The 17,673-nt window shown below is 63.1% G+C and carries 17 protein-coding genes; 2 read left to right on the forward strand and 15 right to left on the reverse strand.

The genetic code is table 11. The features are described from left to right. Positions 1–106: 106 nt before the first annotated feature. On the reverse strand, positions 107–1,219 hold the full coding sequence (locus tag BA190_RS00620; protein WP_068281474.1) for a sugar ABC transporter substrate-binding protein: 1,113 nt from the start codon (positions 1,217–1,219) through the stop codon (positions 107–109). 292 nt (positions 1,220–1,511) lie between these two features. Here BA190_RS00620 and BA190_RS00625 point away from each other — a divergent pair, with 292 nt between their 5' ends. Continuing rightward, the gene (locus tag BA190_RS00625; protein ID WP_245314474.1) at positions 1,512–2,189 is read left to right on the forward strand and encodes a TetR/AcrR family transcriptional regulator; all 678 of its coding nucleotides are present in this window, start codon (positions 1,512–1,514) and stop codon (positions 2,187–2,189) included. A 68-nt stretch (positions 2,190–2,257) separates the two neighbouring features. Here BA190_RS00625 and BA190_RS00630 read toward each other — a convergent pair whose 3' ends face one another. From BA190_RS00630 to BA190_RS00675, 10 genes are all read right to left on the reverse strand, one after another. Beyond that, the gene (locus BA190_RS00630; protein ID WP_068281475.1) at positions 2,258–3,340 is read right to left on the reverse strand and encodes an ABC transporter ATP-binding protein; all 1,083 of its coding nucleotides are present in this window, start codon (positions 3,338–3,340) and stop codon (positions 2,258–2,260) included. Next, positions 3,337–4,137, reverse strand: a complete 801-nt coding sequence (locus BA190_RS00635) for an ABC transporter permease (protein ID WP_068281476.1) — start codon at positions 4,135–4,137, stop codon at positions 3,337–3,339. Before BA190_RS00635 ends, BA190_RS00630 begins: the two co-directional genes overlap by 4 nt. 1 nt (position 4,138) lies before the next feature. Continuing rightward, positions 4,139–5,011, reverse strand: a complete 873-nt coding sequence (locus BA190_RS00640) for an ABC transporter permease (RefSeq protein ID WP_068281477.1) — start codon at positions 5,009–5,011, stop codon at positions 4,139–4,141. A 148-nt stretch (positions 5,012–5,159) separates the two neighbouring features. Continuing rightward, positions 5,160–6,170, reverse strand: coding sequence for a polyamine ABC transporter substrate-binding protein (locus BA190_RS00645; protein WP_068281478.1), 1,011 nt, complete (start codon positions 6,168–6,170; stop codon positions 5,160–5,162). Between the two features lie 40 nt (positions 6,171–6,210). Further along, complete coding sequence (locus BA190_RS00650; protein WP_068281479.1) at positions 6,211–6,537, reverse strand: NIPSNAP family protein; 327 nt, start codon at positions 6,535–6,537, stop codon at positions 6,211–6,213. Positions 6,538–6,541: 4 nt separating this feature from the next. Beyond that, the gene (locus BA190_RS00655; RefSeq protein ID WP_068281480.1) at positions 6,542–8,005 is read right to left on the reverse strand and encodes an aldehyde dehydrogenase; all 1,464 of its coding nucleotides are present in this window, start codon (positions 8,003–8,005) and stop codon (positions 6,542–6,544) included. A gap of 4 nt (positions 8,006–8,009) precedes the next feature. Then, positions 8,010–9,047, reverse strand: coding sequence for an LLM class flavin-dependent oxidoreductase (locus tag BA190_RS00660; protein ID WP_068281481.1), 1,038 nt, complete (start codon positions 9,045–9,047; stop codon positions 8,010–8,012). Beyond that, positions 9,044–9,979, reverse strand: coding sequence for a flavin reductase family protein (locus tag BA190_RS00665; protein WP_068281482.1), 936 nt, complete (start codon positions 9,977–9,979; stop codon positions 9,044–9,046). The genes BA190_RS00660 and BA190_RS00665 overlap by 4 nt, the downstream gene beginning before the upstream one ends. Next, positions 9,976–10,821, reverse strand: coding sequence for an alpha/beta fold hydrolase (locus BA190_RS00670; protein ID WP_068281483.1), 846 nt, complete (start codon positions 10,819–10,821; stop codon positions 9,976–9,978). The genes BA190_RS00665 and BA190_RS00670 overlap by 4 nt, the downstream gene beginning before the upstream one ends. A 16-nt stretch (positions 10,822–10,837) precedes the next feature. Next, entirely contained in the window at positions 10,838–11,440 is a 603-nt protein-coding gene (locus tag BA190_RS00675; protein WP_068281484.1) for an amino acid synthesis family protein, read from the reverse strand. A gap of 95 nt (positions 11,441–11,535) precedes the next feature. Here BA190_RS00675 and BA190_RS00680 point away from each other — a divergent pair, with 95 nt between their 5' ends. Continuing rightward, the gene (locus BA190_RS00680) at positions 11,536–12,234 is read left to right on the forward strand and encodes a GntR family transcriptional regulator (protein ID WP_068281485.1); all 699 of its coding nucleotides are present in this window, start codon (positions 11,536–11,538) and stop codon (positions 12,232–12,234) included. A 348-nt stretch (positions 12,235–12,582) separates the two neighbouring features. Here the strand turns inward: BA190_RS00680 and BA190_RS00685 are convergent, their stop codons facing one another. The 4 genes from BA190_RS00685 to BA190_RS00700 all read right to left on the reverse strand — a co-directional run bounded on the left by BA190_RS00685 (position 12,583) and on the right by BA190_RS00700 (position 17,662). Next, complete coding sequence (locus BA190_RS00685) at positions 12,583–14,547, reverse strand: glycoside hydrolase family 127 protein (protein WP_068281486.1); 1,965 nt, start codon at positions 14,545–14,547, stop codon at positions 12,583–12,585. Positions 14,548–14,571: 24 nt separating this feature from the next. After that, on the reverse strand, positions 14,572–15,435 hold the full coding sequence (locus BA190_RS00690; RefSeq protein WP_068281487.1) for a carbohydrate ABC transporter permease: 864 nt from the start codon (positions 15,433–15,435) through the stop codon (positions 14,572–14,574). Next, a complete protein-coding gene (locus tag BA190_RS00695; protein ID WP_245314500.1) occupies positions 15,432–16,286 on the reverse strand; it encodes a carbohydrate ABC transporter permease in 855 nt (284 codons plus the stop codon). Before BA190_RS00695 ends, BA190_RS00690 begins: the two co-directional genes overlap by 4 nt. Before the next feature lie 131 nt (positions 16,287–16,417). Next, positions 16,418–17,662 carry a sugar ABC transporter substrate-binding protein gene (locus tag BA190_RS00700; protein WP_068281488.1) on the reverse strand — a complete coding sequence of 415 codons (1,245 nt, stop codon included), beginning with the start codon at positions 17,660–17,662 and terminating at the stop codon, positions 16,418–16,420. Positions 17,663–17,673: the final 11 nt, after the last annotated feature.

Consider the following 17,673-nt stretch of genomic DNA (forward strand, 5'->3'; position numbering starts at 1 on the left):
AGAAACGCAAAGACGCGCCGAAACAGGGAACTAGAGCAAACAAGCGTTCACGCTTGAACGCGCTCTGCTCTAGAGGGCGGCGTGCGGCCGGTGCGGAAGGAAGGGATCAGGACTTGTACTGGATCTGCCCCTTGCTCGGGCCCCAGAAGTCCTTCCAGTCATATTTGGGATTGCTGTCGAGGTATTTCGCCTTGAATTCCAGGGCATCCTTGGGCGTGACCAGGATCGTCGGCCCGTAGAACTCACGGTGCTCCTTGGGCTCGCTCGAAGGCTTGAAGGCCCCCGTCGCGGCATAGTAGGCGAGTGCCGCGCTGATGCCGCCGCCCCAATAGGGATTGGTGAAGACCGTCGCCAGGATCTGGCCCTTGGCGACGAGTTCGACGGCCTGCTGGTTACCGTCATAGGAGACGACGGGCATTCCCTCGATACCCTCGGCCCGCAGCGCCTCGAGCACGCCATAGGCAATCGTGTCGTTGGCACAGTGGACACCCTTGATCTCGTCGCCATAGCGCGTGATGAAGCCGGCCATGACCTGATTGGCCTTCTGGGTATCCCAGTCGGCTGGCTGCGCGTCGAGCAGTTGAACGTCCGGATAGTCCTTGAGTGCTTTCTTGAGCCCGTTGAGGCGCTCGATGGCGGGATTGTTGGAGGCGATTCCGCCCAGGTGAACCACGCCGCCCTTCTTGCCCATGGCGTCCATGAGGATGCGGGCCGTCTGCTCGGCCGGCCCTTCGTCGGACCAGGTCATGTGCGACACGTAGTGGTCGCCGAAGTCCCAGGGATGCAGGTCGTCGGTCTTGTTCCAGATCGTGGAGACATAGGCGCCGGCAGCGGCAACGGCCTCCACCACGGGACGGCAGTTCGGCGCATCGTTCGCGTCGATCGCCAGCGCGACCTTGCTGCCGTTCTTGCCGAGCAGCGCCTTGACGTCCGCCAGCGACTTCTCGCTGGAACCTTCATTGATGAGGTTGACCAGCGCGCTCTTGGGGAGCCCCAGGCTCTCGACGAAGGCCTCGCCGCCCGAGACGATGTAGTTCCAATAGGGATTGGTCCTGTCGCGATAGCTCCAGGCTATCGTCGGATTGGCCGATGCCGCCCGTGCGGGGCTCGATCCCAGCGCGCCGAGCGCCGCCAAGCCTCCCAGGCCATAGGCCGATGCCAGCAGCAGATTGCGGCGATTGACCGTCTCCTGCTCGATGAATTTCTTGATGAACGACATGCCTTCCTCCCCTGCGGACCCGTGCATCGCGCCGCGCTTTTGAGCGTCACTGGACGCCGTCGCATTTTCGATATTGCACTATCTAGTTACTTCGTTATCGAAGGCGTGTCAACGCCGCTGGATGCGGAGAGGCGGCCTGAAGTCCTTGCAGCGATGGAGAGCGGGAAGGTGCACATGGCACTGGCGCAGCAGCGAAGTAACCAGTAAGTTACCAAAAGACCTTGAGCGAATCCGACGAGCAGCCGACAAAATGCAACTGGAAAGAGGCGCGCCACCTCGAATAGGATCACGGATGGCGGCGCATCAGGCCACGCCCAAAGAGGTAGGAATGCTCACCAAGCCCCCCAAGCGTCCTCGGATCAGAGACGCGGAAGCCACCCAGGCGAGAATCCTGGCTGCCGCGAAGAAGGAATTTGCGAAGAACGGCCTTGGCGGCGCGAGGGTCGACATCATTGCAGAGCGCGCAAAAGCCAACAAACGCATGATCTATCATTACTTCAACAGTAAGGAAGATCTGTTTCAGCGCGTTCTGGAAGACGCCTATTCCGACATACGAACGGCCGAGCAAAAACTCGATCTGGAGCGCCTCCCGCCCAAGGAAGCGCTTGAACGCCTGGTGCGGTTTACCTGGACCTATTACCTGAAGAACCCGGAATTCCTGACGCTGGTCAACAGCGCCAATCTGCACAAGGCAAAGCACATCAAGAAGTCCGAGGTCGTTCGCCAAGTGAGTACGCGCTTTGTCGACATGGTCGGGAACCTGCTCGACCGCGGCGTCAAGACCGGCGAATTCCGATCGGGAATCGATCCCGTACAACTGAATATAACGATCGCAGCAATCGGATATTACTATTTTACAAACCGCTATACCGGTTCGATCGTCTTCCAGCGCGACCTGATGACTCCCGCAGCCCTGGAAGAACGCATCCGTTTCAATGTCGATACCATCATGCGACTTGTAGAAGCCTGATCCATGCGTGAATTACCGCAAACCGAAGTCTCGGTGACGCGGATGAATCGCCTCGTCCTTGCCGAGAGTCAGTGCTTGTCGCCGAAGACGTGAGCCGCCTCCGCATCGAACCTCAGCCACACCGCATCGCCGCGGCTGAGACCGGCAATGGCCTCATGGCCGAACGGCAGCCTTACGGACAATTGGTCCCCCCTGCCGGTCCTCGTCACGACATGAATGTTGTTGCCCAGGAAGGTAATGTCGCTGACCGTGGCGGGCACCCCCTTGTCCGGCGACGTCTTCGACAAGAACAAGCGTTCCGGCCGAAGCATGACCGAGGCCTTGCTGCCGGAGGCCGAGCCGTGCATGGGCACATCGGACACCGTCATCGTATCGCAGATCGAGATGCTGGCACGGCCAGTAGCCGATGATAGAATCTCGCAGGGCAGGAAATTGCTGTCGCCGATGAATTCGGCCACGAAGCGCGTCGCTGGATTGGCATAGAGTTCCGGCCCGGTTCCAATCTGGTCGATCACCCCCTTGGAAAAGACGGCGATGCGATCGGACAGGCGCAGCGCCTCCTCCTGGTCGTGCGTGACATAGAGGATGGTCACCCCGGTCTGCTGATGGATGCGGCGGATCTCGTACTGGATTTCCTCGCGAAGCTTCTTGTCGAGCGCTGACAAGGGCTCGTCCATCAACAGCACCGGCGGGTCATAGGCCAGCGCCCTGGCGAGCGCCACGCGCTGCTGCTGGCCGCCCGACATGTTCGCGGGCTTGCGGTCCTCATAGCCCTCCAGCCGGACGAGCCGCAGCATCTCCTTGACCCTGGCGTCGACCTCGGCCTTGGGCTTGCGCCGGACCTTGAGGGGAAAGGCGATGTTCTCGCCGACGGACAGATGTGGGAACAGGGTGTAGCGCTGGAACACCATGCCGATATTGCGCTGGTGCGAGGGGGTGGACAGCAGCGTCGTCCCGTTCAGCCTGATGTCGCCCGCCGTCGGGTTGTCGAAGCCGGCCAGGATATAGAGCGTCGTGCTCTTGCCTGAACCGGAGGGGCCGAGAAAGGTCAGGAATTCGCCTTTCTCGACCTCGAGATTGACGTTCTGGACCGCGACGACCGCCCCATATTCCTTCCGGATGCCTTGGATTTGCAGGAAGGGTTGCGTCATGATTTCAATCCTTTGCGCACGAGCGCGACAAGCGTCATCAGGACCAGGGTCAGGAGGATCAGCAGGGTCGAGGCCGCCGCGACGACCGGAGTGAGATCCTGGCGCAGGGTCGCCCAGACCTTGACCGGCAAGGTCTGCAGGGTGGGGCTCGCCATGAAGATCGCCACCACCACCTCGTCCCACGAGGTCAGGAAGGAGAAGATCGCGGCCGAAAACAGGCCGTGGCTGATCGAGGGCAGCGTGATTCTGATCTTGGCCTCGAGCGGCGACGCACCGCACAGCACGGCCGCATCCTCGATCGACTTGTCGAAGCCCTCGAGCGCGCTGCTGATCGAGAGGATGGAAAAGGGCAGCGCCAATACCAGATGGGAGGCGACGAACCCGGTCATGGTGCCGCTCAGCCCGATCTTCAGGAAGAAGGCGTAGAGGCCGACGGCCAGCACCACCACCGGCAGGATCATCGGCGTCAGGAACAGGGCCTTCAGCCCTTCACGGAACCAGAACCGGCCGCGCACCAGGCCGAAGGAGGTGACGAGCCCCAGCAGGACGGAAAGCACCGTCACGATCGCCGCGATCTTGAAGCTGGTCCAGGCCGACTGCAGCCAGCGCGGATCGGCGAACAGATCCGAATACCATTTCAGCGTCCAGCTCGGCGGCGGGAAGATCAGCCATTGCGACGAGCCGAATGATAGGGCTGCGATGAAGAGGATCGGCAGGAGCAGGAAGGCGGCGGTCAGGGCCGTGATGGCGAGCAGGACGTATTTCCACCAGCCCAGGCGTTCGAAGTTCAGCAGCATGCTAGCGTCCTCCCGGGCTGTGGTCGCGGAAGAAGCGCAGCTGTACGGCATAGAGCGAGAGCGTGACGACGAGGAGGACCAGCGCCGCGGCGCCCCCCATGCCCCAATTGACCAGGGACTGCACGAATTGGGCGATGAGCTCGGCCAGCATCATGTTGGCGGTGCCGCCGAGCAGCGCGGGCGTGACGAAATAGCCGAGCGACATCACGAAGACCATGAGCGCACCGGCGACCATGCCCGGCACCGCCAGCGGCAGGAGCACGCGCGTCAGCGATTGCCAGCGCGTGGCGCCGCACAGGGCTGCGGCCTGCAGGATCGCCGGATCGATCTTGCGGATCACCCCATAGAGCGGCAGCACGATGAAGGGCAGCATGATGTAGACCATGCCGATCGTCACGCCGACGAGATTGTTCACCAGTGCCAGCGGCTTGTCGATCAGCCCGATGCTCATGAGCAGCTTGTTGATCACGCCGGTGCGTTGCAGCAGCACCATCCAGGCATAGGTGCGGGCGAGCAGGTTCGTCCACATCGACAGCAGCAGGATGGCAAAGACGATCGCCGCGAGCTTTTTGGGCATGATGGCCAGGGCCCAGGCGACGGGAAAGCCGATCGCGAGCGAGACCGCCGTCACCACCGCCGACACCAGGAAGGTGTTGAAGAAGATCCGCAGATAGGTGGAGGAGCCCAGCAGTTCGGCATAGTTGCCGAAGCCCGGCACGGGTTCCAGGACGCTGCGCAGCAGCAGCAGGGCCACCGGCACGACGAAGAAGAGGGCAACGAAGGCCAGGGCCGGCATGATCCAGGCCAGGCCCGTCGGCCTGGTCGGGCGCGAAACAGGCTGTACCGCAGCGCCGGCTATTATCTGCTGGGACATGGCAATCCTTTCCGCATGGGACACATCGGGAAGCCCGAACAGTCCGTGGTTCCGGCTCCCGTCCGGGCCATCCCTGCATCATTCGACGTTGCTGCCGGACAGAAACGGGTGGGAGGGAATGCTCCCTCCCCTTGCATGCTGTTCCGCTTTACTTCGCCTGCCAGGCGTACCAGCGTTCGCCGATCGCATCGCGGTTGGCCGCCCAATAGGTCATGTCGGCGTTGACCTGGCTCGCCTTCTGCTGATCCGGCAGGGTCTTGACCGTCTCGGCGTCCATGAGCTTGGCCGAGTCCAGGTTGATCGGGGCATAGCCCGTCGCCGCAGCCATGTCCGCCTGGCCCTGGGCCGAGGTAGCGAAGGCGATGAACTGCATGGCGGCATCCTTGTTCTTCGTGCCCTTGGGCACAACGAGCGAATCCGCCGCCGTGATGTTCTGTTCCCAGGAGGTCTCGACCTTGACGCCGGTCTTGGCGAGCGCCGTCATGCGGCCGTTCCAGACGCTGCCGAACGGCGCTTCCGCCGAAGCGATCAGCTGTTGCGACTGCGCTCCGCCCGACCACCAGATGATATCGGCCTTGATGGTGTCGAGCTTCTTGAACGCGCGGTCGAGATCCAGCGGATAGAGTTTATCGGCCGGCACACCGTCAGCCAGCAGCGCGGCTTCGATGACGCCCGGCGCCGACCATTTGTAGAAGGTGCGCTTGCCCGGGAATTTGGTGGTGTCGAACAGATCGGCCCAGGTCTTGGGGCAGGTCGCGACAGCATCGGCATTGCAACCGATCACGAAGGAATAATAGAAGCTGCCGACCGAATAGTCGGTCACGAAGCGCGGATCGAGCTTGGATTTGTCGATGACGCCGAAGTCGAGCTTTTCCAGGAGGCCCTTTGGACCGGCCTGCGCGGCGTAGTCGCCTTCCACGTCGACCACATCCCAGGTGACGCCGCCGGCCTCGACCATGGCCTTGATCTTGCCGTAGTCGGTCGGTCCGTCCTGCACGACATTCACGCCGGCCTTGGCCGTAAACTTGTCCGCCCATGCCGCTTTCTGGGCGTCCTGGGTGGTTCCACCCCAGCTCGAGAAGACCAGGTCCGCTGCGACTGCAGGCGACGCTATGATCAGCAATGCCGCACAGGCGGCCCATATCGATGTCGATTTCATGTTCCCACGCTCCGGTTGTCAGGGCTCTTGTCTGGATGCGTCACGGTGACCGGCCCTCCGAAGGGGAGAAGGCAGCCGGTTTCATGATCTTGTTTTCAGCAGTTTCGATGAGGTCGCGGATCTTCGGCAGGAAGGCCCGCCAGCGCGGATCGGCGGCAAGCGAGGCTCGGCACCGTTCCCTGTCGTCGAGGCTCGTATAGGCCCAGATATGCATGACCTCGTTGATCGGCCCGATCTCGGAGAAGAAGTAGCCGACCAAATGTCCCAGATGCTCCTTCTGGATCGCGATGCCCTCTTCCTCGACGACCTTGAGATAGGCTGGCACCGTGCCATTCCTGAGCCTGTATGTGCGGACCTCGTAGAACATGGCGTCACCGCATCACGAAGGGATCGGGGATCGGATCGTCCGAGGTCCTGAGCCAAACCGTCTTGGTCCGGGTGTAGTCCAGCGCCGCGGCCAAGCCGCCTTCGCGGCCGTGGCCGGAAAGCCCGAAGCCGCCGAAAGGCGCGATCGGCGAGACGGCCCGATAGGTGTTGACCCAGACGACGCCGGCTCGGATGCCCTTCATCAGGCGATGGGCACGCGTCAGGTTCTGGGTGAACACGCCCGACGCCAGCCCATAGACGGTATCGTTGGCCAGAAGCAGGGCTTCCTCTTCCGTTTCGAAGGAGACGACGGAAAGCACCGGCCCGAAGAATTCCTCCACCAGCGAGGGCGAATCCACGCCATCGCAGTCCAGAATGGTCGGGGGATAGTAGAAACCCCCCCCTTCCGGCATCCAGCCGCCGGTGACGATCCTGGCACCCGCCGCTGTCGAGCGTTCGACCAGCTCGCTGATGTGCTGGCGCTGGCGCGCCGTGGCCAGGGGCCCGACTTCGGTTGCCATGTCGAGCGGGCTGCCGATGCGCACGGCCTCGGCCTTGCGCTTGAGGATGGCAATGAAGCGATCCTTCACGCTTCTCTCGACGATCAGGCGCGAGCCAGCGACGCAGGACTGGCCGGTTGCCGCGAAGATGCCCGCGACCTGGGCATTGGCCGCGCTTTCGAGATCGGCATCGGCGAAGACGATGAAGGGCGACTTGCCGCCCAGTTCCAGCGAGGTCGAGGCCAGGTTCTCGGCGGAGTTGCGCACGACATGGCGCGCGGTTTCCGGTCCTCCGGTGAATGCCACATGGGCGATCCTTGGATGCCGGCCAAGCGCGGCACCGCAGGAAGGACCAAACCCGGTAATGACGTTGACGACCCCCGGGGGGAAGCCGGCTTCATGCACCAGCCGAGCGAATTCGAGGAGGGGAGCAGGTCCGTCCTCGGAGGCCTTCAGCACCAGGGTGCAGCCGGCAGCCAGCGCCGGGCCGACCTTGACGGCGGACAAGAAGAGCTGGCTGTTCCAGGGCACGACCATGGCGACCACGCCGACCGGCTCCCGCCGCAGCCAGACTTCCATGTCCGGCTTGTCGATCGGCAAATAGGAGCCCTCGATCTTGTCGGCGATGCCGGCATAGTAGCGGTAATACTCCGCGACATAGGCGATCTGGGCCGATGTCTCGCGGATGATCTTGCCGGTGTCGCGGGTTTCGAGTTCGGCCAGCCTGGATGCATTGGCGGCGACGAGATCGGCCAGCTTGTAGAGCAGCTTTCCACGCTGGGTGGCTGTCATCCTCGACCATGCACCGTCATAGAGCGCCTTGTGTGCGCTCTCGACTGCCCGGTCGACATCGGCCTCGCGGGCCTCAGGCATCTGCGCCCACGCCGTGCCGGTTGCCGGATCGAGGCTTTCGAAGGAAGCCTCGCCGTCGCAAAAGGCCCCATCGATGTAGAGCTGGAAACGCTGCATCGCATCAATCCTTGAAGGCAGGCATGACGTCGGCGATGAACCGTTCGAGCGAGGCTTTCTTGCGCTCGAAACTCACGCCGGTATCGATCCAGAACGAATATTCGTCATAGCCCAGCGCCTCGTAGTGCTTGAGGCGGGTGATGACCTCATCGACCGTGCCGAGCGCGAGATTGGCCCGCATGACCTCCGGCGAAAGCATGGCGTTTGCCTGGATTTCCTCCTCGCTCAGCCGCTGGATCAGCCCCTGATGGATCGGCCGCTCGTTCTTGAACCAGGCGAAGAAGTAGTTGTAGTAGACGCTCAATTCCCGGGTCGCCTGCGCCACGTCGGCCGCATCCGCACCGACATAGGTGTGCAGCAAGAGCATGATCTTCGGCCTGGGAATCTCGGGGGCCTTCGCGCAGGCCGCATCGAAGCGTTCCATCAGGCTTTCGATCTCCCGATCGCCATTCCAAAGCGGAGTGACCTGCACGTTGCAGCCGTTGACCACCGCAAACTCATGGCTGTTGGGGTCGCGTGCAGCCACCCACACCGGCACAGGGTCCTGCAGCGGCTTGGGCGCGGAAGTCGTGGCCGGGAACTTCCAGAACTCGCCGTCATGGGCGTAGTCGCCCGCCCACACGCCCCGGACGGCAGGAATGAGCTCGCGCATGCGCTGGCCGGCCTGCCAGGCATCGAGGCCAGGCAGAAGGCGTTCATATTCGAAGGAATAGGCGCCGCGCGCGATACCGAGGTCCAGACGTCCAGCGCTGATCAGGTCCGCCATCGCGGCCTCGCCGGCCAGCTTGATCGGATGCCAGAAGGGCGCGATCACCGTGCCGGTGCCGAGGCGGACATGGCTGGTGCGCCGTGCCAGATCGGCAATGGTGACGAAGGGATTGGGCGCGATGGTGAAATCCATGCCGTGATGCTCGCCGGTCCAGATGGCGTGCATGCCTCCCTTGTCGGCGATTTCGCACAGTGCCACGAACTCGTCATAGAGCTGCTTGTGGGACTGGCCGGCATCCAGCCGTTCCATGTGAACGAAGAGCGAGAACTTCATGGACGGGCCCCCTTGGTGGGAATGGAATGCACCCTGCCGGCCGTCTCATTGCCGAAATAGACGCCGAAATTGCCGATGGAGCTTTCCAGCGCAAAGCGCGCGAGGATGTCGGCAGTGGATCGATCCTTGACCTCGCCGGCACCGATGGCGGCCGGCCTGAGGAAACGGCCGATCTTTGGCTCCCCCTCGCCCGCGAAAGCACGATAGACGATGTGCTGAAGGCCGGAGGTCTTGTCCTCATAGACCGAGTAGAGAAAGCCGATCGTGACGGACAGTCCCGTGAGTTCCTCGAGGTATCGGGCCAGCACCTCGGTGGGATCGCCGTCACCGCCCCGACAGGCCGGGAGCGTCATCGGCGTGTCGCCGAGCAGCAGCACTTCCCCCTCGCGCTCGAGAACCGCTCCGAACTCGATCTTACCCTCTGCCGCGGCCGATACGGCCCTGGCGGAGAGATTGGGCGTGAAATAGCCGCCACGGGCATAGCCCAGGCCGTTCAGGCCGGAATTATCGAACACCAGGACCCGTCCGACAAGAATGACATGGTCTCCGGCATCGACCACCTCGTGCATCGCGCATTCGAACCAAGCCGAAACGCCCGAGAGGATCGGGCAGCCATGGACGCCAGGGCGCCAATCCACCGCCGCGAAGCGATCCTCCGCCGGCCGCGCGAAGGTGTTGGAGACATCCTTCTGCGCCTCGGACAGAATGTTGACGGCAAAGCTGCCGGCCTGCGTCATCGCCGCATAGTTGCGCGAACTCTTGGCGAGGCAGACGAGCAGGAGCGGCGGATCGAGCGAGACGGAGGTGAAGGAATTGGCCGTGAAGCCGATCGGCTTGTCCGCCGCATCGCGGGTCGTCACCACGGTCACACCCGTGGCGAAGGCACCGAAGGCATCCCGCAATGCCCTTGGATCGAGGCTTTGCACGCTCATGCCGGCTTCTCCTCTGCCATCAGCCATTCCTCGAGGGTGGCGTTGACTGCCTCGGGCGCCGTCAGATTGACCATGTGGCGGTGTCCTTCGATGATGCGGGCCCATCCCTTCGGTGCGGCGGCAGCCATCGCCCTGGCCATCGCCGGCGTGGAATTGGGATCGCCGGAACCGGTCAGGAACAGCGCCGGACAGGTCACGGAAGGCCAGCAACCGGCGTAGGTCTCATCGCCGCCGGCAAAGGCGGCGTAGGCAACGGCATACCCCCGCGGATCGACCTGCTCGAGCCAGCTGCGCGTCAGCTCGCGCGCCCGGCGATTGTTCGGCTCATCATCGAACCAGCGCGCCAGCGGGCCTTCCTTGTCGACGCCGTCGGCACGAATGGCCTTGGCTCGGGCCAGCACGGCCGCCTTTGCCTGCGGATCGCGCCGATAGACGCCATTCAGATAGGCAACGCGGGCAATGCGATCGGGAAAGCTGGCAGCCGCACCGCCCGAAATCATCGCGCCCATGGAGTGGCCGGCGAGACTGACGCGATCGAGTTTCAGATCGTCGAGCAATCGGCCGAACCAGGCAACGAAATCCGTGACGGCACTGCCCTCCGGCAGGCCGTCGCTGCCGCCATGCCCCGGCATATCAACCGCGACGACACGATGCGTTTGCGAAAACCGTTCGATCTGGGGCATCCAGGCTTCGAGGCGCATGCCGACGCCGTGGATGAGGACCAGCGCATCGCCCTCACCCGCCTCGAAATAGGCAGAGCCCCGCGAACTCATCTGGCGCGGGAGCGTCCCATCGGGTGCCCGGCCGATATTGGTCGAGGTCGTTGCGGATCCGGCCTGCATGGCGCGCCCCGCTCGCTCAGACGCCGGCCGGATTGGCGACATCCTGCCCAAGATCCTTCAGATCCTGGTAGCGATCGCCGATACGGTGATGGGGACGACCGCCAACGGAAGCACCCAGTGCCACGACGATCTCGTCGGCGGCCGGGGCATCCGCGATCGCCGCCTGGATCGTCAGATAATGGGAACGCCGCCCCTCGTCATTCTTGTCCATCAGGGGGATCATGACGGGGGCATTGGCCGGGCCGCGCGTATTGCAGAAAGCGAGATAGGATTTGGCGCCGACCGCCTGGCGGTAGTGATTGCCGAAGCGCAGCGTGTGGATCAGGGCGGAGGCATGCTCGATCTCGCCGTCCAGCCCGACGACGGCAGACTTGCCGTAGCCTTCCACCGCCTCGCCGGAGCCGACCGCATCGAGGATCATCCTGGTCAGCAATTCACCCAGGACCGGCGCGACGGCGTGGATTTCCGGCTTCAAGTCGTCGACGAAGCCCCTGCCCGCCCAGGGATTCTTCACCACGGCCATCGCCGCGAAGAGCTTGAGAGGCCTGGGCGCCGCCCTTCCTCCCTCGATCAGGGTCGTTTCGACCTGAAGCAATGTCTTGCGGATCTGGATGGCCATGGCAATATCCTCATACGGTCATTGCATCTTATGGTATACCATAAGATCACGTGTCAATGCCTTGCCTGGATGAATTTTTGCGGCTACACCAAGACATGAGCAAGAACGCCGACAATCTCGCCTCCCTCAGAATCGAGAACCCGCCCGCGACTTTGCGGGAGATCGCTCTCGAAAGAATGCGGCGGGCGATCATCAACGGCCTCTTCGAGCCCGAGGAGCGGCTCGTCGAGCGCACGCTGTGCGAGCAGCTCGGCGTTTCCCGGTCCGTCATCCGCGAGGTCATTCGTCATTTGGAAGCCGAGGGGCTGGTGACGATGCTCCTCAACAAGGGACCGATCGTGGCGCGGCTCGATTGGGATGATGCTCGCCAGATCTACGCCATTCGCGCCGCGGTTGAATCCACGGCCATTGCCGACTGCGCCCGCCTCGCCGATGCCGACGTGAAGAGGCGGTTGAGGAAGGCTTTGGACAATCTCGACCGCACGTCGCGGCAGCGCTCTCCGGCCGCTGTCATCGACGCGACGACCGAGCTCTACAAGATCATCTTCGAGGCCGGCGGCCACAAGATTGCCTGGGACATCGTCAGCCGCCTGAACAGCCGGATCTCAAGATTGCGCGTGATGACGCTGTCGACCGCCAATCGAATGGTGACCGGCCCGGCGCAGATACGCGAGATTTTCGACGCGATCGAGAAGAACGATCCGGACGCCGCCGCGGCAGCCTGTCGGCGGCACATTGCGGCCGCGGCTGCCATTGCCGAGGTGGTTCTGGGCGATATGCAGGCCAGGGCGTAAAGCCCACCCCTTTCAAGGTGTTGACGTGTGAAGTCGGGATCGAGCGCCGCAACCCCTCATCCGCCTGCCGGCGCCTTCTCCCGCGGGGGGAGAAGGGGGGGCATTTTCGGGAGGTGCGACGCTGGTCGATCGCCTTCTCCCCTTGCGGGAGAAGGTGCCCCGAAGGGGCTGGATGAGGGGTCGCGGTGCCCTATCCCGGTCTTTTCTGTGTTCGTTCCAGATACCTTGAAAGAGGTGGACGTAAGCCGCGCCCAAAGCCGTCCATAACATCCATGGTCAGGCAGGCAGCGCCGGCCCGGAGCGGCAATGGGAACGGCCTCCCACACCGCTCGCTGCTCGGCGAGGCGGCTACTCCCGCAGCCACACCCGCATGTCGCCCGGCTGCCGATTGTCCCAGGCAAAATAGGGAATGGCGCGAACCAAGGCCTGCTCTCTGGCGGGAGGGTCGCTTCGGTAGAGGGCTCCGCCCCAATCCGAGGTGCGGTCGGCAACCGCCTGGACCGACAGCGTTACCACGCCACCCAGCAAATCCGGCGCCTCAGCGGCCTCGAGCGAAGCGCCCGACGGCAGGACAAGGCTATGAAGGGGTTCGGAATTGTCGACCTCCTCCACGCAATAGACGACCGGTCCCCTGGCAAGCGCGACCCTGCCGGCATCCTGGCGAACCCTGGGATTGGCGTAGAGGCGCCGGGCCGGCATGTCGAGGTCGAGGCGGATCGCATCCGTCGCCTTCCATTCACGATCGAGCGTGACATAGCCGTCGGCCAGCACCGCCTGGAGATCGACAGCCTCGCCATTGACCATGAGCTGCGCCCGGGGACACCACCCGGGAATGCGCAGATGCAGCTTGAAGCGCAGCGGCCTCTCGGTGTCGATCGACATCGAGACTGCGCCATCCCAGGGGTAGCGGCTGGTCTGCGTCAGCACCGCCTTCTGTCCGCCCACCTCGAATCGGATGGAACTGTCCCCATAGAGATGGACCGCGACCGCATCCTCGGCCAAGCCATAGACATAGGTGCCGATCGAAGCGACCATCCGTCCGATATTGGGCGGGCAGCAGGGGCAGCGATGCCACTTCCAGCGATTGTGCCGGCCACGGCTCTCGAGCGGATTCTCGTAGAAGAAGCGCGAGCCATCGAGCGACAGGCCCGAGATCGAGCCATTGTAGAGCGCCTGCTCCATCACATCGGCGTAGCGTGCATTGGGGCCGACGCCCAGCATCCTGCTCGCCCAGAACACCAGCGCGACCGAGGCGCAAGTCTCGGCATAGGCGGTTTCGTTGGGCAGGTCGTAATCGGAGGTGACCCCTTCATTGGCAGCCGACGGGCCGAGCCCGCCGGTGACATAGAGGTTCTTGGTCGTCAGGTCGTCCCACAGGCGCTCCAGCGCCGTCCGGAGGCTGTCATCCGCGAATTCCGCGGCGATGTCGGCCATGCCGGCATAGAGATACATCGCCCTGACGGCATGGCCGACGACCTTGTCCTGCTCGCGTACGGGCTTGTGGGACTGGTTATATTCATACGTCTTGAAATGGTAATCCTTCGGGTCGGCGCCACGAGCCCTTGCTTCTTCATCGAAATAATGCGGCTGCTGGCCGCGCTGGTCGACGAAATAGCGCGCGAGCTCCAGATATTTGCGCTGGCCCGTCACCCGCCCGAGCTTGACCAAAGCGAGCTCGATCTCCTCATGGCCGCAATAGCCTTTCCGCTTGTTCGCCTCGGCCCCAAACATCTCGGCGATGTGATCGGCAAACCGGCACATGATGTCGAGGAGCTTGCGCTTGCCGGTGGCCTGGAAATAGGCGACCGCTCCCTCGATGAGATGGCCGGCGCAATAGAGTTCATGGCAGTCGCGCAAATTCGTCCAGCGCAATCCCGGCTGAATGCGCTGATACCAGCTCGACAGATAGCCATCCTCCTGCTGAAGCTTGCCGAACATGTCGATGACCGCGTCGATCTTGCGCTCCAATTCGTCGTTCCGGCGGCGGTAGAGCGAATAGGCGGCGGTCTCGATCGTCTTGCCCCAGTCGGAATCCCAGAACATCTGGGTGGTCACCGTGGCGCCGGTGAACTCGTTGCCCGTCGGCGACATCGAGTGGAAGGGAATGACGACGCCCGGCGACGGGACGTCGGGATCGATCTGCTCGAGCATCCGGGCCTCGACGCAGCGATCGTAGAGGATGTCGGCCGTGCGCGAGGCAACGGCATCGACGCGGGCGCCCCAGAACCCGGCGACCTCGACTTGCGCCACCGACGGTGGGCGAAAGGTAGTGTTGGCAGGCATGGTGGCGGGCGTGGCATTGAAACCTGACATGAAAGGATCTCCAGGAAATATCGGCTACTTCACCGCGCCGGCCGTGAGCCCGCGAATGTAGTAGCGCTGCAAGAGCAGGAAGAGGACGAGACAGGGGATCATCATCACGGTGACGCCGGCCTGTACCGCGCCCCAATCGATGGCGCCGAAGCGGCCCGACTGCAGGGCCGTCATCATGACGGGCAAGGTGAACTTGCCCTGGTCGGTCATCAGCACCAGGGCGGCGAGGAATTCGTTCCAAGCGCCGAGAAAGGCAAACAGGGCGATCGTCACGATCCCCGGCCAGACCAGGGGCAGCATGACGCGGATCAGCAGGCTGGCGTCGTTGGCCCCATCCATGCGGGCAGCCTCCTCGATCTCCCGCGGCACCGCGTCGAAGGCATTGCGCATCATGAAGATGGAGAACGGCAGCTGCAGCGTGACATAGACCCCCACCAGGCCCGTCAGCGTGTTGTGCAGGCCCAATTTGGTAAGGATCAGGAAGATCGGCGTCAGGATCGACTGGAACGGGATCATGATGGTCGACAGGATCATCATGAACAGGAGGTTCTTGAAGGGAAACCGGAAGCGGGAAAACCCATATCCGGCCAGCACGCTGATCAATACCGACAGCAGCACCGTCATGCCGGTGACATAGATGCTGTTGAGTGCCGGCTGGACCAGGCCATTGCCGAAGCCGTTCAAGGCCGAATAGTTCTCCAGCGACAGGCCGGTGCTCGGCCAGGGCGGCAAGGGCGGCTGACGCGCCTCCATCGGCGACTTGAAGCTGGACAGCACCGCCCAGGCGATCGGTGCTGCGAAAACAGCGGCAAGGAACACGCCGATCGCATGAGTCCCCAGAAACGAGACGACGGGCCGTCTTTCGGCGGTGGCAACGCCCGTCTTCATTCCACGCCCTCCGGCTGACGCAGGACGCGCAACTGGATCAGGCTCAAGACGATCAACACGACCAGCAGCACCATCGACAGGGCCGCGCCGTAGCCGAGCTTGAAGGAAACGAAGGACTGATTGAAGATCCAGTAGACGGCGGTGAGCGTCTGGTTGTTCGGGCCGCCGCGCAGGATGATGTAGAACTGGTCGAAGGCGAGCACCGATCCCGATACCGACAGGATGAGAGCGAGCGCGAGCGTGCGCCGCATCAGGGGCAGCGTGATCAGGCGAAAGCGGGCCAGGGGCCCCGCCCCGTCGATCTTGGCCGCTTCGTGCAGTTCGCCCGGGATGGACTGTAGGCCGGTCATCAAAATGACCATGGTGAAGCCGGCGACCTTCCACACCACCATGGCGATGATCGACCAGAACGCCGGCTGGAAACCGGCGAGAAGATTGATCTTCTTCTGCGTCAGGCCAAGGTCGAACAGGGCCGGGCTGAAGAGGCCGGAATCGACGTTGAGCAGCCAGGACCACAACAGGCTGGCGGAAGCAAAACCGACGACGACCGGCATGAAGAAGAAGGTGCGGTAGACGCCAACGCCGGGCCGCGGCCTTTCGATGAACAGGGCCAGCGGAAAGGCGACGGCGAAAATGGCCACCGTCACGATGGCGGTGTAATAGGCGGTAAATCCGAGGGCCGACCAGAAACGCGTGTCATGGGCGATCGCCAGGTAGTTGGCGATGCCGATGAAACGCGGCACCCCCATCAAGGGCCAGTTGTGCAGCGACATCCAGGCCGTCATGCACAGCGGCATAATGAAGAACACGCCCACCAGCGCAATCGCCGGCGCGATATAGACCAGCCCCATGAGATTGCCGGAGCTGCGGCGGCGAATTCGCGTCCGCGCGCGCGGCAAGGCTGCCGAGACACTCATCGTCCACTCCTGTCGATGCGAGGCCATCGAGCCGCCTTTGGCAAGGCGGCAGCAATGGCTGGGCGTTATTGCGGGGCGGTGTCGATAATGGACTGCATGGTCTTCTGGGCAGTGGCGATGGCCGCCTCGGCGTCATCGCCATAGAGGGCCTCCCCGATCAGCTGGTTCCACGGGCCGTTGGCCGAGTTGATGATGTCGTTGAAAACCGTGCTGTAGGGTGTGCGCCCCTTGGCCATGGCTTCGGCCGCGATCTGGTAGCGTGGATCGAGATCCTTGAGGGCTTGCTTGGCAATATCGCTGCGCACCGGCAGGCTGCCATATTTGGCCAGCAGGGTCTGCCCCTCGATGGAATAAGCAAATTCGAGGAACTGCTTCACCACCGCGATCTTGGAAGTTCCCTTGGTGACGACGAAGTTGTCCCCGCCTGCAAAGGACGACCAGCCGCCATCCTTGCCGGGCAGGAAGGTGATGCCATAGTCGATATCGGGATATTGCGTATTCAGGGCCCCGATGGCGAAGGCACCGGACGGGCTGATGCCGATATTGCCGGCAGCAAAGGCAGCGAAGAAATTGGCGCCGGTGTCGCTTTGGGCGCCCGCGGGCACCAAGTCCTTCTTGATCATGGAGCGATAGAAATCGATGGCCGCGCGCAGTTGCGGGCCCTCCAGGGTGGCCTTCGTGCCGTCGTCGGAAAGAATATCGCCGCCGGAGGCCCATACGAGTGGGGTCAGGGTAAAGATATTGCAGCCCGGGCAATTGCCGGAAAAGTAATAGCCCTTGATGTTTCCGCCGAGCGCATTGATTTTTTCGGCATCCGCCTCGATTTCAGCCCAGTTGGCCGGGCCTTTTTCGGGATCCAGCCCCGCTTTCTTGAACAGCTTCTTGTTCCAGATCAGCACGGAACTATCGGCGGAGAACGGCAGGCCATAGATCCGGCCGTGATAGGTGCCCGTCTTCACATGAGCCGGCGACAGGGCGGCGAAATAGGACAGCGACTTGGCCCAGTCGGTGATGTCTTCCAATTGCCCCGAGGCGGCAAAGGCCGGCGTATAGATCAGATCGAGCGACAAGGCATCGGGCGCGGTGCCACCCGCCGCAGCGGCTCCATATTTGGTGATGATCTCCGCATTGGGAATGATGTCGAGCTTGACCTGGTCGTCGTGGCTCTTGTTGAACGCATCGACCACTTTCGGCATGAAGTTGGACGCGTCGGCACGGACCCAGATGGTCGCGGTCTCAGCGCTCCATGCCGGCAATCCGATCGCCGCCGTGGCGATCCAGGTCGCCAGGCCTATCATCAGCTTTCTCATTGTTTCCTCCC

Origin of the sequence: Labrys sp. WJW (genome assembly GCF_001676615.1) — a bacterium.
GTDB lineage: Bacteria > Pseudomonadota > Alphaproteobacteria > Rhizobiales > Labraceae > Labrys > Labrys sedimenti.

Excerpts from the sequence above, each read along its gene's own strand:
- BA190_RS00640 (WP_068281477.1), bottom strand. The coding sequence starts at position 5,011 with ATGTCCCAGCAGATAATAGCCGGCGCTGCGGTACAGCCTGTTTCGCGC.
- BA190_RS00645 (WP_068281478.1), bottom strand. The coding sequence starts at position 6,170 with ATGAAATCGACATCGATATGGGCCGCCTGTGCGGCATTGCTGATCATA.
- BA190_RS00630 (WP_068281475.1), bottom strand. The coding sequence starts at position 3,340 with ATGACGCAACCCTTCCTGCAAATCCAAGGCATCCGGAAGGAATATGGG.
- BA190_RS00675 (WP_068281484.1), bottom strand. The coding sequence starts at position 11,440 with ATGGCCATCCAGATCCGCAAGACATTGCTTCAGGTCGAAACGACCCTG.
- BA190_RS00695 (WP_245314500.1), bottom strand. The coding sequence starts at position 16,286 with ATGGGGCTGGTCTATATCGCGCCGGCGATTGCGCTGGTGGGCGTGTTC.
- BA190_RS00650 (WP_068281479.1), bottom strand. The coding sequence starts at position 6,537 with ATGTTCTACGAGGTCCGCACATACAGGCTCAGGAATGGCACGGTGCCA.
- BA190_RS00625 (WP_245314474.1), top strand. The coding sequence starts at position 1,512 with ATGGCGGCGCATCAGGCCACGCCCAAAGAGGTAGGAATGCTCACCAAG.
- BA190_RS00670 (WP_068281483.1), bottom strand. The coding sequence starts at position 10,821 with ATGCAGGCCGGATCCGCAACGACCTCGACCAATATCGGCCGGGCACCC.
- BA190_RS00620 (WP_068281474.1), bottom strand. The coding sequence starts at position 1,219 with ATGTCGTTCATCAAGAAATTCATCGAGCAGGAGACGGTCAATCGCCGC.
- BA190_RS00655 (WP_068281480.1), bottom strand. The coding sequence starts at position 8,005 with ATGCAGCGTTTCCAGCTCTACATCGATGGGGCCTTTTGCGACGGCGAG.
- BA190_RS00700 (WP_068281488.1), bottom strand. The coding sequence starts at position 17,662 with ATGAGAAAGCTGATGATAGGCCTGGCGACCTGGATCGCCACGGCGGCG.
- BA190_RS00690 (WP_068281487.1), bottom strand. The coding sequence starts at position 15,435 with ATGAAGACGGGCGTTGCCACCGCCGAAAGACGGCCCGTCGTCTCGTTT.
- BA190_RS00685 (WP_068281486.1), bottom strand. The coding sequence starts at position 14,547 with ATGTCAGGTTTCAATGCCACGCCCGCCACCATGCCTGCCAACACTACC.
- BA190_RS00635 (WP_068281476.1), bottom strand. The coding sequence starts at position 4,137 with ATGCTGCTGAACTTCGAACGCCTGGGCTGGTGGAAATACGTCCTGCTC.
- BA190_RS00660 (WP_068281481.1), bottom strand. The coding sequence starts at position 9,047 with ATGAAGTTCTCGCTCTTCGTTCACATGGAACGGCTGGATGCCGGCCAG.
- BA190_RS00665 (WP_068281482.1), bottom strand. The coding sequence starts at position 9,979 with ATGAGCGTGCAAAGCCTCGATCCAAGGGCATTGCGGGATGCCTTCGGT.
- BA190_RS00680 (WP_068281485.1), top strand. The coding sequence starts at position 11,536 with ATGAGCAAGAACGCCGACAATCTCGCCTCCCTCAGAATCGAGAACCCG.